At 44.4% G+C, this 17,814-nt stretch carries 8 protein-coding genes; 3 read left to right on the top strand and 5 right to left on the bottom strand.

The window, feature by feature from the left end; genetic code table 11:
* Positions 1–154 precede the first annotated feature (154 nt).
* Both V7O64_RS02390 and eif1A read left to right on the top strand, forming a co-directional pair.
* Complete coding sequence (locus tag V7O64_RS02390) at positions 155–1,447, top strand: DEAD/DEAH box helicase (protein ID WP_407356438.1); 1,293 nt, start codon at positions 155–157, stop codon at positions 1,445–1,447.
* A 304-nt stretch (positions 1,448–1,751) separates the two neighbouring features.
* Positions 1,752–2,090: a translation initiation factor eIF-1A gene (gene eif1A / locus V7O64_RS02385; RefSeq protein WP_407357368.1), complete on the top strand. Its 339-nt coding sequence runs from the start codon at positions 1,752–1,754 to the stop codon at positions 2,088–2,090.
* Between the two features lie 328 nt (positions 2,091–2,418).
* Here the strand turns inward: eif1A and V7O64_RS02380 are convergent, their stop codons facing one another.
* Positions 2,419–2,625: a TRAM domain-containing protein gene (locus V7O64_RS02380; protein ID WP_407356437.1), complete on the bottom strand. Its 207-nt coding sequence runs from the start codon at positions 2,623–2,625 to the stop codon at positions 2,419–2,421.
* Positions 2,626–3,671: 1,046 nt separating this feature from the next.
* Positions 3,672–4,880, bottom strand: a complete 1,209-nt coding sequence (gene pncB / locus V7O64_RS02375) for a nicotinate phosphoribosyltransferase (RefSeq protein ID WP_407356436.1) — start codon at positions 4,878–4,880, stop codon at positions 3,672–3,674.
* A gap of 260 nt (positions 4,881–5,140) precedes the next feature.
* Between pncB and V7O64_RS02370 the strand changes: the two genes are divergently transcribed.
* A complete protein-coding gene (locus V7O64_RS02370; RefSeq protein WP_407356435.1) occupies positions 5,141–5,908 on the top strand; it encodes a winged helix-turn-helix domain-containing protein in 768 nt (255 codons plus the stop codon).
* A gap of 51 nt (positions 5,909–5,959) precedes the next feature.
* Here V7O64_RS02370 and V7O64_RS02365 read toward each other — a convergent pair whose 3' ends face one another.
* From V7O64_RS02365 to V7O64_RS02355, 3 genes are read right to left on the bottom strand one after another with little or no spacing between them, the layout of a single operon-like run.
* Positions 5,960–6,337, bottom strand: a complete 378-nt coding sequence (locus V7O64_RS02365; protein WP_407356434.1) for a response regulator — start codon at positions 6,335–6,337, stop codon at positions 5,960–5,962.
* Positions 6,338–6,343: 6 nt separating this feature from the next.
* Positions 6,344–10,633 carry a PAS domain S-box protein gene (locus V7O64_RS02360; RefSeq protein ID WP_407356433.1) on the bottom strand — a complete coding sequence of 1,430 codons (4,290 nt, stop codon included), beginning with the start codon at positions 10,631–10,633 and terminating at the stop codon, positions 6,344–6,346.
* Positions 10,626–17,774 carry a PAS domain S-box protein gene (locus V7O64_RS02355; RefSeq protein WP_407356432.1) on the bottom strand — a complete coding sequence of 2,383 codons (7,149 nt, stop codon included), beginning with the start codon at positions 17,772–17,774 and terminating at the stop codon, positions 10,626–10,628. Before V7O64_RS02355 ends, V7O64_RS02360 begins: the two co-directional genes overlap by 8 nt.
* Positions 17,775–17,814 lie beyond the last annotated feature (40 nt).

Raw genomic sequence — 17,814 nt, 5'->3', positions numbered from 1 at the left:
CCCTTGATGCTGTTCAAGGAGCACTGCTCTTTTTTGTTTTGCTTACAAAACAATTTGGAACATCAATTCTACAGGGCCAAATTGAAAACAGATCCGATGATGTGACTTCATCTATGTTTTGCATTGATGGCCACATAATCACAGGAAATCTAACATGGAATCATCAACATTCACTGATCTTAATTTATCAAGGAATCTCGAAAAAGCAATTGAGGAACTAGGTTTTGAAGAGCCTACCCCTATACAGGCCCAGGCCATCCCTCACATCCTGGAGGGCAGGGACGTTATCGGCCAGGCACAGACCGGTACAGGCAAGACTGCAGCATTCGGGATACCTGCCCTGGAAATGGTAAACCCTAATAGCAAAAAGACCCAGGTACTTGTCCTCTGTCCCACAAGAGAGCTGGCAAACCAGGTTGCAGATGAACTTGGCAAGCTTGCAAAATATACCGGTACCAGGATCCTTCCGGTGTACGGTGGTCAGAGCATCGAGAGACAGATAAAAGGTCTCAGAAGAGGTGCCCAGATCGTTATAGGAACCCCTGGCAGGATAATGGATCACATCGAGCGCAGGACATTGGACCTTAGCACTGTGGAAATGGTTGTACTTGACGAGGCTGATGAAATGCTTGACATGGGATTCAGGGAAGATATAGAGAGTATCCTTAGCAGCATCTCTATGGAAAGGCAGACCATTCTCTTCTCAGCCACAATGCCGGCGCCAATAATGAAGCTGACAAAGAACTATCAGCAAAATCCTGTGCTTGTCAAGACCATCCATAAAGTGGTCACTGTCCCTAACATGGAACAGTCCTATTTTGAGCTGAAACACCACATGAAACCCGATGTGCTTTGCAGGATGATCGATATCTACGACGTGAAATCCTCCCTTGTGTTCTGCAATACCAAAAAGATGGTAGATGAACTTGTCACTACCCTTAAGACCCGTGGTTATCTTGCTGATGGCCTTCATGGTGATATGAAACAGAACCAGAGGGAAAAGGTCATGGCAAGCTTCAGGAACGGGGAAATAGAGACCCTTGTTGCCACCGATGTTGCAGCCCGTGGTATTGATGTTGAGAACATAGAGGTAGTGTTCAATTATGATATGCCACAGGATGAGGAATCATATGTACACAGGATAGGCAGGACCGGCCGTGCAGGAAGACAGGGAGTGGCATTCACGTTTGTTACGGCAAAAGAGATCTATAAAATAAAAAGTATCCAGAAGTACACCCGGACAAAGATCAAATGTCAAAAGGTTCCCAGCAGAAGTGATGCCGAGGATTTCAAGGCCAGCATGCTTGAAAAGAGATTGAAGGAGACCATTGCTGAAGGGCATCTTGGCAAATATGTGCACTGGGTGGAGAAAATAGTGGATGAGGATTGCACGTCCATGGATGTTGCTGCAGGCCTTGTTAAGATGATGCTTGCAGAGAACAGGTAACCTTTTCGATAATATTAGTTTATCATTATAAGAGGGAGATTTGCCGGGTGATATCCGGCAAATTTGGTATTTTTTCAAAAAGATACGGTTCATCTTATATAAGATGAGCTGCTCATATAGAAGCAGAGTCAATTGTCCTGTTAGATACTGTGAAAATATTGTTTTTTCAGTAAGGGACATGGAAATCTTGTTTTATTTGAATTGGCTGTTCTTATGATCTGACAGTCTGCAAACAGCATTTTCATAAATGTCATCGTTTTTGAATAAAACATGAGTAAAACATTTTACACACTGAGGTATTAATCTGGCTAATTACAGAAGTAACAAAAGAAAAAGTAACGCAAGTGGGGGTAACCCTGATGGACAGGAAGTTGTCAGGGTCAGGACTCCACGCAAAGACAACAATGAGGTTCTTGCAACCGTCTCAAGTATGCTGGGTGCAAACCGAGTGAGGTTACAGTGTATGGATGGGATTGTCCGTATGGGCAGGATCCCCGGTTCGAAGAAGAAGAGAATGTGGGTTCGTGAAGGCGACATCGTTATTGCCACTCCCTGGGAGATCCAGGATGAAAAGGCTGATGTTGTATGGAAGTATACCCGTCCCCAGGTCAACTGGCTGGAGAGAAAGGGTTTCCTTGGCTAAGGATCCTTTTCTAAATAAGATGAGATGAATTGTGTAATTCATCTTTGTCAATCCATTTTTGTATCTATTCTTGTATCTATTCTGTTCTCAACATCAATACCACGGACTGCAAGTATCTATTATATCTGATATAATCACTGATATCATTGACACATTGTCGGCTATGGTATTTTCCCATATGAAAAAGAGCAGATACTCAAAAGAAGTCAGCCTTACTAAAAACAGCTCTTAAAAGAGGGCCTTACAGAAAGTTGAAAAAGATATTGAAGTACCATTGGATGATACTTCATTAAAAAATGGATTGTTAGATTGATGATTTCACTTATGTTTATTCAGCGACTTCGCCGAATGCAAACTTTCTGAGTACTTTGGTGATCTTCACGGTTACTTCATCACCGACAGATGTTCCTGGTACGAAGATAACAAAACCGCTTACTCTTGCAATTCCGTCTCCTTCCTTTGCTATGTCCTCGATGGTCACTTCGTATGTCTTTCCGGCATCTACTGGTGCGGTTGATTCATTTCTGTTAAACATATTCTTTCACGTCCTTTTATTTAGCTTAAAATTCCTGAGTAAGCTGAAAACATAATGCAAAATAGAAGTCTACGGTTTAAGTAAATGCCATCTAATGCCTATACGTTTAGCAAAACAGTCATATTTTAAAGCACTCTTTCATGGTCATGTTCCTATAAAAGGATTATGCCCACAATAATCTCATTTTACCTGCAAAAAAGGTGTGTTGGCTCAAATTTGCTTATGTCGAAGATTTGTGCGTTTTGATCATCTGTTTTTAAGTCAATTCCAGTCCACTCAAAAAATATTCAGACCATTGTTTTCTTTGAACATTAGTTTTCCGGGATCATACACGATTCTACACCATATTCTATATCATATTTACATACCATATTTACTACACTATAATTGGGATCTCTTGTTTTGCTTTGCCTCCTCTCCTCATTATTATGATATATCAATTTGTGGATATATTTAAATAGTAGTGATAAATACTATCTCATGTAATCAATAAACATGTGAAAAACGGCAAAACGAAAATGGTGTGAAATGCGGATATCCTGGTTTCGTCGAATCATCCCCTCAGACATTGTCTTTAGAACAAAGGCACTATCTTAATATCCGCATTCCACTCCTAAAGGAAGTGGAGTATGAGCAGGGACGGGGTCATGTTTGTTGATGGGGTTATTGTCAATTAAAGGGGTAATCCCCTTTCAAATCTTTTTTAGTTATCTTCTTCTGATCTGTTCTTTTGTCCGTTGGTTTGATTCTTCTGATAGATTATTCTTTAAATATTTTATTTCTAGCCTCTGCAGAAATTTACAAATAAAACACTGATGTTTGATTTTATGAATAATACTTATATATTTTATTCTTATTAATTCAGAATGTTTTTATATTACAAGCTCCAATAGTTTATCTGGTGAAACTTTATGAAAGACAGTTTCTATCTGGAAGTAAAAAAAGGGTTCATTTTCTTTTTGCTGTATCTGTTCCTGATGGTCTCCATCGGATTACTGTCAACTGTAACTTACATAATCTGACAGATGGTCTCATACACATTCAGTTCATTCATCCAGTCCTTTTCTTGAGAAGATGTAATTTGCCACTCTGATAGCATCCCTGTCACCGGTTTCCTTACCCTGGTCATCACTTAGTTTTACAACGGGTATGCCATCGATGCTATGCAATTTTATGACCATGTTAAGGGGAGGGCTCATCCTGAAGAAATCATGGTTGTTAGTAAGACTTGTTCCAATGCCGAATATGCATTTTATCCTGCCCTCGCATTGCTTGCGTATCCTTATGGCATCCGGGGCAGAAAGGGAATCACTGAAAATAATGACCTTGGTCAGCGGATCAATGCCCATTGTCTCATAGTGTTGTATTACCCTGTCAGCAAATGTTATGGGGTCTCCACTGTCATGACGGACACCATCATATAATTTTGAGAGCTTCAGGTTGAAATTCCTGAAAAACGGTTCCGAACCAAAAGTATCTGAAAGGGCAATCCCAAGATTGCCTTTGTACACACGTACCCAGCTCTCCAGTGCAAAAAGATTGGCGTTACGCAGTCCCATGAGTGCTGAATTGCCCATTATCCACTCATGGCCAATGGTACCTGTAGGCCTGACACCATATCTTTTAGCCAGGTACACATTACTTGTACCGGAGAAGGTCCTGCATTTATGAAGTGTGCTGACAACCAGGTCCTGCAGCTTGAAACTTCGTCTGCGACGTGTCCCGAATTCAGAGAATCTGCAATCGTTCTGTTCAAGCTCTTTAGCAATGCTTACCAGAAGTCCTTCATAATCCTTAAGAAGTCTGTCATGTTCCGGTCCGCTGTCTTGTTCGCCTTCAACCCATCGGGACTCTATCATCCTGAAATAGAGCTCTGAAATGGTAGCCATGAGAACGATCTCCCAGAGGATACTGCTATGCCACGGACCTTTTATGTTTATATCCAGGTTTGAATCCTCTGTCAGCTCTACATCGACCTCGGTCGGGTCAAAGCGATAATTTTTAAGATACTCCACATAGCTGGGTTTAAAATAGGGGCACTCCGTTCTCAGCCAGGTATACTCATCATCAGTAAGTGAGAGTCTTGTTATGTCTTCATCGATGATGCGTCTGAGCTCTTTGACGAATTCCCGGGTAAAACGCTGCTTTCCCCGGTTAGTAAAGCGATATTCAGCTGTGGCCTGCGGAAACAACTCAAGTACAGCCATCTGCATTGTCAACTTATAAAGATCATTATCCAGTATCGAGCAAATCAAGTTGTTCCTTCCTTTTTTCTTTGTAATAAGTGCCTGCTGTACAGCTTCCCTAACTCGTACAACTTTTACCTATTTATCATGTTTGCTTGTGTTATAGTGCAGGTCAGCAATAGGATAGAACAGGACGGGATAAGAAAAAATATACAGATATACTGTATAGATTAATATAGTTCTATGTCATTATCATGTACTGGCATTGTGCCGGTTCAACCTGATATCTAAAAACAAAAAGGAAGGCACCGATTTTGAACGATGGGATAATGAGCAATGATAAAAAAGGCATATACCTGCAGGAGTTTGAGAACCTGCGCTCTGAGATAATCGCACTGAAAAAAGATGTGAACCGCGCGCTGGAACAGTCAAATAATCATCATATGAACATCCTGCTACAGGAAATGAAAGGCGATCTTTCACGTCCGGTCATTAATTATATGCTGAGGGATACTAAGGATACTGTGGAAAAAGGATTCTGCGTAGATTGTGACAACAATGAATTCTGTAAGCCTGCATTTTCCAGCCTTCTCCATGAGATGGCCCTGCTTCTTCTGGAGGATAATGTAACCGGAGAGCATCTGGCACATTTCAGGCAAAGGTTCGATGAACTCAAAAGCCTCGCCATCTCTGATAATTGTGATGTATGTGTAAAGAGTGCATCCAGGATATTTGAAAAACAAATGGAACTCATAAGCTCATTAAACAGGCCCCGCAGTGTTCAGGAGGCGCACAACATAATTGATGCAGACAATACTCCCGATGATGTCGTGACGGAAATCTGTGAACCCCTTGCCAACAAACAACGTCTTGCAATTCTCAGGTCATTGAACTCAGATACAAAGAGCTTTTCAGAGCTCTCAAAGATAACGGGTTTACGTGGCGGAAACCTTCTTTTCCACATCCAGAAGCTGCTTGATACAGGCATGATATTCCAGAGGAACGAGCGCGGGGATTATATGATAACAAGAAAAGGTCATGTGACCCTCAGGGGAATATCTGAGCTCTATTACAGACTGCTTGATAGTGATCTATAAAAAAGACCACAAGTTAAAATAATAGAAACTAAAGTGACAGAAACAGTGAACTCATGCACCAATAGATTCTACAAAGCGTTTCATGAGATCTTTTATCCTGTCAACATATACGGGCTTGAATATGTATTCCGAAAAGCCGGAACTCAAATAGAATTCCCGGTCATAATGGTTTGAAAAACATGCTGTGACTGCAATAACAGGTATTTCTGATGTTTCCGGTCTTTCTTTTAGCGCTTTCATCAATTCAAGCCCGTCCATTTCCGGCATCTGTATATCCATAAATATTAGGTCAAAGCCAAACTTTTCGACCATGTCAAGTGCAACGAGACCATTCTCTGCATGGGCAGTCCGATGACCTTCGGACTCTACTATATAGCCCAGCAATTTTGCATTCAGTGCATCATCCTCTACTATCAGAACACAAGCCATACTAATTCACTGCTCTGGTGTTATAGGTATTTCAAATATAAAATTGCTACCTTTGCCGGGTTCACTTTCAACCCATATATTCCCATTATGCATTTCAACAAGTTTCTTGACAAGGGCCAGGCCAAGTCCTGTACCACCATATTTTCTTGAGATGGAACCATCTATCTGTATAAAGGGTTCAAAAATAGTATCAAGTTTCTCTTTTGCTATGCCAATGCCGGTATCCTTTACCGAGAAAAGTACAGCGTCCCTGGAACCTTTTACAGCTTTTACTTCGATATTGACCGACCCACTGCTTTCTGTGAATTTGATGGCATTCTCTACAAGGTTGTACAGGATCTCTTTAAGCTTCTCCCTGTCCGCAACTACATTTTTCAGAGCAGGATCAACATGTTTGAGAAGTTTGATGTTCTTCTTTAGTGCAGTTGTTAAAAGTATATCTATTGTATCCCGGACCATCTGGCCTACATCTACATCTTCATATTCAAAGGAATTCAGGTTGCAGTAATCCGTATTTGAAAAGCTGAGCATTCTGTTGACCACTTCAAGAAGGTTCTGTCCACTCTGGTTTATGTAGCCTATGTGCTCTCTTTGCACACCCTCCAGTTTTCCACTGTCCTCACAGAGCAGAAGGTCGGAAAAACCGATCACTGCGGTCAGTGGGGTCCTGAGTTCGTGGGTGACGTTCTTCAGGAATTCGCTTTTTATACGATTGGATTCATCAGCACAGGCCTTTGCATACAACAGGGCCTCTTCGGCCCTGACCCTGGGGGTGATGTTGACCTGAGTTCCAATAAGCCTGTGTGGCCGGCCATTTTCATCAATATCTGCAGGCATTCCTTTTGCAGATAGCCACATCCATTCTCCTGATCTGTGTCTGACCCTGAAGTCTATATGGAATGGCTCCAGTGAATCTATGCTGTTATTTATTATCTCCGATATGGTTTTGCGGTCATCCGGATGTGTAAGATCTAAAAAAGTATTGATATTTTGTATTATTTCAGTGGAGTCGTACCCTGTCATTGCATAGATCTCTGAACTCATATACGTTTTACCAGTGTCAAGATAATAGTCCCAAAAGCCCGTGGATGAAACCTCAAGTGCAAGTGATAGTCTCTCCTGGCTTTCTATCAGTTCTTTTTCAGCCATTTTCTGTCTTGTGATATCTGCAATAACAGCGATTACGTAGATCACAGAGTTATTTTCATCCCTGACAACTCTTGAATATAGTGTTATCCAGATATCATAGCCTTTTTTGTGAATGTAGCGTTTCTCTGTTTCAAATGAGTCAATAGTTCCTGCAAGTATCTGCAGTATATATTTTTCATCCAGTTTTACATCTTCAGGATGGGTGATATTTCTAAAGTTCATTGTCAGGAGTTCTTCGGCAGAATAACCTGTTATTTCACTGAAACGTTCATTGACCTTCATGAAGAAACCGTCAGGTGATACCTGAGCAACACCCACGGATGCCTGTTCAAAAAGTGTCTTAAACAATCTCTCACTTGAATGCAGCGCCTTTTCAGTTTCCTTGAGCTCTGTGATATCATTATTGACAATAATAGCGCCTATCAGGGTCTCCTGGTCATCAAGGATGGGAGCTGTATAGTTCAGGATCGTTCGCTTTTTGCCATCAAAGGCATCTATCTCCAGCAATTCATTTTCAACAGTTGCCTTTTCCCTTATTGTATGGGCAAGTGCCCAGTCCTCAGGTGCGATCTCCTCGCCTGATGGCAGCCTGCGGGCTTTGAAAACACCATATTCCTCTATCCCAACATGTGGTTCGGCACCCCATATCCTCGCTCCTGCAGGGTTTCCACTTATAAGCTTGCCATCGCCATCTGCAAACCATAATCCTATAGGTAATATCTCAAAGATCTTACTAAGAGTATATTCCCGCTTCTTTAGTTTTTCTTCTACCTGCCGGCGCTGGATCTCAGCTGCTGCACGGGTGGCAAAACTGTTGAGCAGTGAGAATGTCTGTGATTTTTCCTCCATTGGTCTGTCATCAACAAGTGCCATCAGTCCTATTCTTCTTCCATTATTGTCCCTGAGAGGTGTACCCCAATAACTCTCTGCATTCATTTCTTTCAGCAGATGGTCATTTGGAAAAAGATCCTGTACATCAGATGAATAGAAACACTGACCCTGATCATTGACTTTCTGACAGGGAGTTCCCTCAAGAGAATAACTGAAATTTGTTGCATACCCGCCATCACTCCACACAGCAATAGTATGAAATACATCCGGTTCATGATCATCTGGTATGGCAATAAATGCAGTTTTTATCTCCTGTGAAACTGCAAGCTGACGAACAAGGAATTTGAAAAAATCCTCTTCAGAAGAGGCAGAGGTTTCAGCAATAAGCCTTAATGTTTCCTCAGACCTTTTGTTTTCAGTGATATCCCAGTTAGTGCCTATCATGCGTAATGGTTGGCCCAGTTCATCACGCTGGACAATCCCAAGTGCACGTATGTGGCGCGTGCTTCCATCAGGCCGGACCACACGAAATTCGGTATCGTATTCCTTTTCACCACTAAGAGCCATCAGGTATTCTTTTTCGGTTGATTCTACTTCGTCAGGATGTACTCCTTTCTTCCAGTTTTCATAGGTTCCTTCAAACTTTTCAGGGTCGATGCCGTAAAGATGGAACATCTGTTCATCCCATATAAGCTTGTTATTGACAAGGTCCAGGTCCCATATACCTACCCCGCCGGCTTTTGCTGCCAGTATTAAACGTTCGCTCATCTGTTGCAATGATTCTTCTGCAAGTTTCCTGTCCGTTATGTCCAGTGCAACAGTTAAGATCGCGTCCTTTCCATTCCACTGTACAGGTTTTGCATTGACCTGCAATGGGAATTTCGTCCCGTCCTTCTTTAAATGCCATACTTCAAAAGATCCAAAACCGTTCTTCCTGATATCATTCATCCTTTCAGGTATCTTTTGAGCTGTATCGGGATCATCCAGTTGCCGGATATTGAAATGTTCTACGTCTTCAGGTGTATAACCGTGCATTTTGCAGGAACTGGGATTCATATATATAATATTGCCTTCAAGATCATGAAGTATGATACAGGCAGCAGAAGTTGCCAGCAAGCTTGCAAGAAGATTGGATTTTTGCTCAGAATCCCTCTGCTGGGTGATGTCCTGAAGCATTCCTATGCACCTGACAGGTATACCTTCCTCATTCAGGACAAGGCGCGAGCGTGAAAGCCATATACGCTCTTTCCCATCCGGACGTATGATACGGAACTCTAAAGACCAGGTACTGCGCAGCCTGATCATCTTCCTGATCTCTTCCTGAACAAAACCCAGATCATCCGGATGTACCAGCTTGCTTACACAGTCTCCCATCTTGCCTGAATGGATCTCACCCTGCATCCCGGCCAACGCTAACATATTCCTGGAGTATTGAAGGGAGTCATCCTGAAGGTTCCATACCAATGAACCAATATCTGCAATTTCCTGGACTTCATTAAGTACGGACTCACTTTCTTTCAGGGCTTCCTCAGACATCTTACGCTCAGAGATATCTCTTGAAAATATAATGAACTTCTGCTCTCCATTAAGGTAGTTGACACTGATCTCCACATCTATGATAGTTCCGTCCTTGCGGCGGTGGCAGGTCTCAAAGCGGTCCCAGCCATCCAGCATCACTTTTTCAATATGGCTGACAGTTTCCTGAAGGTCTTCTTTGGCTTCGATATCATGAATATACATTGTAAGGAGCTCTTCCCGCGAATAGCCAAGCATGTCGGCAAATGCCTTGTTCGCTTCCAGACAGCGTCCTTGCCTGTCCACCATAAAGAAACCATCTTCTGTGGTTTCAATGATCGTGCGGTATAATGTCTCGCTTTTTTCAATTTCGATCATCTGGGCCCGGAGTTTTTCATTCAGGCGCCTCATTTCCATCAGGTCTGCAAAGCGAGCCCTTGCTACCGTGATGGCCCTTTCCAGTTCCCTGGCATTTGGTGGTTTGACAAGGAAGGCACCCACACCCATACTGGCTGCTTCTTCCACAAGTTCTGATGAATCATAGGCCGTCAGAACAACAATGGGTGTAGGCTGTATTTTACTGATCTCACCTGCAGCTTTCAGGCCATCCATGACTGGAAGCTGGATATCGAGCAGGATGACATCCGGCTTTAGCTCTCTTGCCATAGATATGGCATTCTTTCCATCCCTGGCCTTTCCGATAACATTATACCCGGTTTCCTCGAGAACTCCCTTTATCATCTCCGCCACAAGTGAATCATCTTCTACGATAAGGACCCGTATTTTGCTGTTTTCAGGCATTCTCTTTCTCCATTGCATCATCCACGCATTTGATACCGGTATCCTTTCCCAGCCTTATTTCAACCACTGCACCTGATGCGTTGTTCAATATAAGTTCTCCTTGCAGGTCATGTGATGCCAGAGTGCGGACAAGATCCAGTCCCAGATTTACTTTTTCCATTTTTATAACTTCGTCGGGGAAGCCCGGACCATCATCACGATACTGTATCAGAAGTCCCTGAGGCGTCCATTCATTGGTAATAGTGACATTAACGAGCTCCCGGTCCCTGAGAGCATGCTTGATAGTATTGCTTGCCAGCTCAAAGATGATCAGTGAAAGAGAATTGGCCAGTTGAGCCGGAACCCTGGCATCAATATCTGAAACAGAATATTTAAGACATTTTCCCTCCGGAACTATCTTCGTAGCTGACTGGAGTATCTCTTTGAAGAGCCAGGGCAGGGACAAAGAGTTCCATTTAGTCGAAGATAACAGGTTGTGGACCAGAGCCAGGGTCTCTATCCTATGTGCAAGTTCCTTCATCACTTTCCTGAAATCCTCTTTCATATCATTGCCTATGGAGCGCTGCTGGGCATACAGGAGCCCTATGATAGCTGCCAGATTGTTCTTTACACGGTGATTGACCTCGTGTAAAAGTATTTCCTTGTATTCTGCATCTCGCCGGGATTGTTCCAGAAGAACAGCATTTTCTTCTGCAAGTGATCTGTATCTTGCCTCACTCTCCTTCAGTGTGGCGACAAACTCACGTTCCTTGGAATGTGAACGTGTTGCATGAATTATACTTGCACAGGCAGAGAGGAAAGGATCAAGGAAACTGACCATTTCCTCGCTATAGCCGCCATCACGGTTTGCAATTCCAGCAACACCTACAAGCTTATCTCCGAAATACATTGGCAGGCCCATGAAGTTGTGTATCCGGGGATGACCCGGAGGCAGACCTCCTGAGCGCGGGTCATTGGGCGCGTCATTGGCTATGACAGGCTTTCCGGTGACTGCCGGAAGTCCGGATAGGTTCTCAAGATTCCTGAACTCCAGCCGCCTTTCCCGGAGTCCTTCATACAGTTCTTGTGTTTCCGGGCTCCACGCAATGTTAAAAAGAGAAAGACTCAGCTTATAAGGAGAACCGTTCTCATCCCGGAGCACCTCATCCAGGAATCCAAACTCGCTGCCGGTCAGTGATAGCAGAATACCCAGCAGGGAATCGAATGTTTCACGTGGGTCGTCGGATATGATATAGGAAGACTGGGCAGCCCTTGTCGATTCAAGCAACCTGTTCATTCTAAGGATCTCTTCCTCTGCCTGCCTGCGCTCGGTTATGTCTCTCCCGACACTGATTATAGAAGTGACCTGTCCCTGTTTGGAGAGTATTGCCTTTGCAGACCACGAGAACCAGCGCCAGCCTTCAACTGTCATTGCCCGTTCTTCGTGCCGGGTAGTATATGGAGGAGACAGGACCCTTTTTAGTGAATTCTTTACATTTGGATAATCATCTTCACAGATAAGAGGGAAAAAACTCTTTCCCCTTAATTCTTCCTCACTCATGCCAAAGGTTTTACAGTACTCCGGATTAACGAATATGATGCGCCCTTCCAGGTCAAACTGGATGAGAAGATCATTCTGGTTATCCACAAGAAGCTGGTATTTCCTCCTGCTCTCTTCAAGAGACTCGGTGAGTTGTTTATAATCGGTCATATCACGGATAGTCGCCAGCACGGTATTCCCTTCCAGCGGGCTTATCCTGGCTTCATAGAAGGCTCTCCTGTCTCCAAGGTCGAGATAGTATTCAAGTACCTGCAACTGGCCGGAGTCAATGCAGTGCTCATATGCCTGTAGATGGCGCTTACTTTCCTCTTCATCGAACATGTCGCTGATATTTGCACCCAGTATCCTTTGAGGCGGAAGGACCAGTTTTTCCTCACCACTTGCATAGTATTCCCTGAAGTAACCATCCCTGTCTATCACAAACAGCATGTCTGGTATAGTATCGATAATGGCTTTGATACGTGCAGCGCTCTCCTTTAACTTCCTGTCTGCATCTCTCTTTTCAGTAATGTCTATTCCCACGGACTGGTACTCGATTACGTTGTTTTCTGAGTCAAGGATGGCATAATCCGTCCACTCCTGCCAGACTTCTTTTCCGTTTTTCAGGATCGCAGGATGAGAGTAAGTGCGTATTGGGTTTTCAGCGTTTGTCCTGGATAGATTTTCAAAGATCAGGTCATGTTCGGATTCTGGCAGCATTTCAATGAATTTTGCCCCGACAAGTTCATCTTCAGACATACCGACCGCACGACAGAATGCATCATTGACAAATGTCAGGGTGGTATCCGGAAGGAAACGACAGATCATCTCGTGCTGGGTCCTGATAACCGAGGCAAGAAGTTGTTCACTCTTTTGTAATCTTTCCTGTATCTCTTTGAATTCTGTTATGTCAAGCATAGCACCTATCATGCGCAAAGCCTGATCCTGTTCATTTCGAAGGACATACCCTCTGTCCAATACCCTTGCATAATTCCCGTCAGCTTTCAGGAATTGATATTCATCCTGCCAGTGATCTTTTTCAGGATCTTTGACCACCTCAAAGAACCCTTCCTCAACTCTGTGCCGGTCATCAGGATGTATCCGGTCCGCCCACCAGCTGGCTTTTTGCGGACTGCTGACTATATCGCTCCATCCGAAAACAATTTTTCCGGCTTCGTTCCATTGCTGTGTATCATTGAGTATGTCCCAGTCCCATATCACATCATTAGTAGCCTTATTAGCCAATTTCAGCCTTTCCTCGCTTTCCTGCAGGGCTTCCATAATAGCTTTGTACTCTGTCATATCCATGGCAACGCTCAGGATGGCATCCTGCCCCTGCCAGCGTACAAGTTTTGAATTTACCTGCAAAGGGAATTTTGTCCCGTCCTTCTTCAAATGGTATACTTCAAAATAGGCAAAACCATTCTCTTTTATCTCATTCATCCTTTCCGGTATCTTTTGGGCTGTATCCGGATCATCCAGTTGCCGGAGATTGAGATTTGCAGTTTCATCTGCAGAATAGCCGTGTAATTCATACGTATGCCGGTTCGCATACAGGACATTTCCCTCTAAATCATGAACAGTGATCGAGACAGGGGAGATTGCCATAAGATTGGCAAGCAGCTGCATTTTATCTTCAGCTTCCCTCTTCTCTGTTATGTCCTGATGCATTCCTATGCATTTTACAGGAATCCCTTCTTCCAGTACAAAGCGCGAGCGTAACTGCCATATACGCTCTTCTCCATCGGGACGCACGATCCTAAACTCCATAGGCCAGGTCCTGCACTGCCGGACCATCTTCCTGATCTCTTCCTGAACAAATTTGCGGTCTTCAGGGTGTACGAGACCGCTTATGGAGCTGTCCATACATCCTGAAAATACATCCTCTGTGAGTCCGGATAATGACAACATGTTCCTGGAGTATTCAAGGGAATCATCTCGCAGGTCCCAGACAAATGAGCCAATGTCTGCTATTTCCTGGACTTCATTAAGTACAGCCTCGCTCTCACGCAGTGACTCTTCAGCCAGTTTGAGCGTCGTGATATCCCTTGTGTTTGCAACCACACCGATGATCTCACCAGCATTATCGATATAAGGGGAATATGTGACATCGACAAAGCGCTTACCGAGTTCTGGGTACTGGATCCATGCCTGGTACCTTATGGTCTCACCCTTCAGGCATCTGTCAAAGTTACCCCTGACCTCGGTCTCAAACACTTCATCCCCAAGATACTCAGCCACAGAAAGCCCGATAAGTTCTTCCCGCCTTTTACCCGAGAACCCCTCATAGGCATTGTTGACGATAACATACCTGTAGTCCTTATTCACAAGAGAGATACCGTCCTGGGTTGAAGAAACGATCTGCTTATACCGTTCCATCTGTTCTTCGGAACGCTTGCGCTCGGAGATGTCTCTTACAACTGCGAGCACTCTGTCTGCTCCGCTTATCTGAGTGCTTTTTAAGCTGACCTCTACCCAGAGAGTCTCTCCGTTCTTTCTTTTTGCGAGCCACTCAAAAACATTGGAGCCTTCGGTAATGGCTTTATGTATCATTTCCTGCGCTTTTTCTTCGGTATATGGTTCCTGACCGGTACTCAGATCACCAATATCTCTCTGCAGGATCTCATCTTTAGTATCGTACCCATACATTTCAATGGTACGTTCATTGCAATCGATAATTCTTCCGGTGGCAGCATCATCAATAAAAATTGCTTCGCTTGTCGAATTAAAGATCTCACGGAAATTCTGTTCGGATCTACGTAGCGCCTCTTCAGCCCTCTTGCGCTCGGTGATATCATTTATTATCATGCTGGTCCGCAGGCAGCCTTGAGAGTCTTTGAAAATAACTGATGATACATCTGCGGGAAAAATGGTCCCGTCCTTTCGGAGGCAATTAAGTTCCCCTGTAGCTCTGCCATTTTTCTCTCTCTCTTTCAGATACACGGGCAATCTGGGATCACTAAGGTCCACAAGTCCTGAACGGCCAGCCCTGCATATCTCCTCCTCACTGCGTCCAAAGATATGACAGGCGTGCGGGTTAGCGGCAAAGATACTGCCATCGGGACCAGTTAACAGTATGGCTTCACTGCTGTTCTCTATCAGCATACGATAGCGTTCTTCACTTTCACGTAATGCGTTTTCCATGCGCTTACGCTCGGTGATGTCCACTCCCATGACAAGGCTTGCAGGTCCGTCTTCCAGCATTATGGGCACTGAGACAGACTCCATCAGTCGTTCTTCCCCATCCCTGCCTATTACTTTCAGCTCCATGGACGGATTAGCCTGTCCTTTTGACAGATTATTCATCCGGTCCCTGATGGCATCCATGCACTCCGGTGAAAGGGTTTTCTCCACACTTACCCCTGTGAGTTCCTCAGGGGACGCATATCCAAGCCGTGAGGCACAGATCGGGTTTGCGTATATATATTTTCCATCCCTCACAAGTGAGACCGACATCGGACTGTTCTCCAGGATCAAACGGTTCCTGGCTTCGCTCTCCTTAAGTGCTTCTTCAGCCTTTTTACGCTCTGTGACATCCCTGCAAATACAGAACAGCAGTTTACTATCTTCATGGAAAACTGCGTTTGAGCTTACCTCGACATCAATAAGGCTGCCGTCGCTGCGCCTGTGGATGGTCTCAAACAGACGGCCAGACGAACCGATATCCCTGATCATCTCCAGTATCTGATCTTTATCAAACCTGGCATCCCAGTCCCACACGTGCGTTTTGAGGATCTCCTCAGAGGAATATCCCAGCATGTCTGCAAACTGTGGATTTACTTCACTGACACTCCCTTTCTCGTCAAGAACTACAATGCCGTCCATGGATCTTTCAAAAAGAAGCCGCCTTCTTGTCATCTCGCCTGCAAGTCTCTCTTCGGCAAGTTTCTGCTTGCTTATATTCAGATGGGTGCCTGCAAACCTCAGGGGATCACCCTGATCATCCCAGGTGAGGATCTTTCCTCTGGCAAGTATCCAGATCCATTCACCTGATCTGGAGCGCAGGCGGTGTTCCACTTCATAATAAGGGGTCTGGCCTTTAAGATGGGCATCCAGCACCTCCATGACATGTGCCCTGTCTTGAGGGTGGATAAGTTCTTTCCAGAAATCCATATAAGGCTTTACCTCATCCAGTTCATACCCAAGCATATTGGCCCAGCGTTCATCGACTATCAGATGATCATTGAGGATGTTGTAGTCCCAGGTTCCGATATCCGCTCCGGATAACGCGAGCTGCAGGCGTTCCTCACTCTCAAGGGTCTCTTTTTCCATCCGCTTACGCTCAGTGATGTCCAGTGCAGTGAAAGTCACTCCTTTAGACAGATCTGATATATCAATGGGAGTTGAGCTTAACAGAATATCTATTACAGTGCCATCTTTTCGCTGCCATCTGGTCTCAACGGACCCGGTCCCTTTCTCTGAGATCTGCCGGTATTTCTCTGTGCCAACATAATCAAAGTCTTCCTGGCTGGGATACAGAATGCGTGCATTCGAACCGATCAGTTCACTGTAAGTGTAACCTGTCATTTCACACACGCGCAGGTTCACATCTGTTAATACGCGGTCGCTAACGACACCGATCCCTGCCGGTGCAGCCCGTAAGATGCTCTCTAGCTTTTCTTTGTTCTTTTTTACAGCTGTCTGTGACCTGCGTTGTGACAAAGCCAGAGCGATACTGTTAGCCAAACGTTCAAAAAAGGCGATTTTCTCCGGAGTAAAGCAGCCCTGCCTTGGGTCATTTAACTGTATCAATCCAAAGGTCTCATCCTGAATGCGAAGAGGTATCAGTGCAACTGACTCATAACCTTCCCCATTACAGCGGTTACGTGTACGTGCCTGCCGATCAGATTCACTTGTACTGGCCAGAAGCTGTGATGTTGAATTTGTCCAGAAACTGCCATAACGTGTAAAGAATGGCCTTTGAGGATCAAAACGCCCTTTCAGGATATTACCGCACATGCATTCCAGGACAGGGTTGCCATGTTCATCCCTTAATATCTGACCATTAAGGTCACATACACAAAGAGAGTTTTCCAGAATAACAAAACTGTCAGGGAATCCCTTTGTCTGGAAATACGGATAGTCATCCCCTTCTTTTAATCTGATCCCCACTGCCTCGCAGCCGGACCATTTCTGCAGCAGTTCAGTGACAGAGGATATAAGTTCGGTCAGATTATTGGAAGCGTTAAAAAGACTGAGCAGATCGATCGTTATTTCACGTTCTTCAGCCAGCATTTTTTGCTCGGTGATATCCCTCAGGAAACAGAAAATACCCCTGCCTGCCTTTTGCGAGTGTGTTACGCTGACCTCAATATCCAGTATCCTGCCATCCTTTGTGAGATGCCTTGTCTCAAAACGGTCACTTCCGGTCTCCATTACCTTGCGGATATGAGTGGCTGTTTGTTCAGGACTCTCGTTAATATCCAGGTCGGACACTTTCATAGCAAGCAGTTCTTCGCAGGTATAGCCACTGAGCTTGCAGTATGCATCATTCACTTCAAGGATGCTGCCATCGGCGTCCACATGCCAGTAGCCGTCTATGGCAGATTCTATAGTAATTCTATATTTCTTATCATGGATGCAGGAATCATCTGTGTGTTCGTCGCCCAGCTGTGTCTCCATCGTACCATCTTTTTTTCCTGGCAAAGAATAGGTTTTAGGG

This window comes from Methanolobus sp. WCC5 (genome assembly GCF_045690325.1).
In the GTDB taxonomy this organism is placed as follows: Archaea; Halobacteriota; Methanosarcinia; order Methanosarcinales; family Methanosarcinaceae; genus Methanolobus.
The sequence above is the reverse complement of the archived record's forward strand: the minus strand, read 5'-3'. Positions and strand labels throughout refer to the sequence as shown.

Excerpts from the sequence above, each read along its gene's own strand:
- V7O64_RS02390 (WP_407356438.1), top strand. The coding sequence starts at position 155 with ATGGAATCATCAACATTCACTGATCTTAATTTATCAAGGAATCTCGAA.
- V7O64_RS02380 (WP_407356437.1), bottom strand. The coding sequence starts at position 2,625 with ATGTTTAACAGAAATGAATCAACCGCACCAGTAGATGCCGGAAAGACA.
- V7O64_RS02370 (WP_407356435.1), top strand. The coding sequence starts at position 5,141 with ATGAGCAATGATAAAAAAGGCATATACCTGCAGGAGTTTGAGAACCTG.
- V7O64_RS02365 (WP_407356434.1), bottom strand. The coding sequence starts at position 6,337 with ATGGCTTGTGTTCTGATAGTAGAGGATGATGCACTGAATGCAAAATTG.
- V7O64_RS02360 (WP_407356433.1), bottom strand. The coding sequence starts at position 10,633 with ATGCCTGAAAACAGCAAAATACGGGTCCTTATCGTAGAAGATGATTCA.
- V7O64_RS02355 (WP_407356432.1), bottom strand. The coding sequence starts at position 17,774 with ATGGAGACACAGCTGGGCGACGAACACACAGATGATTCCTGCATCCAT.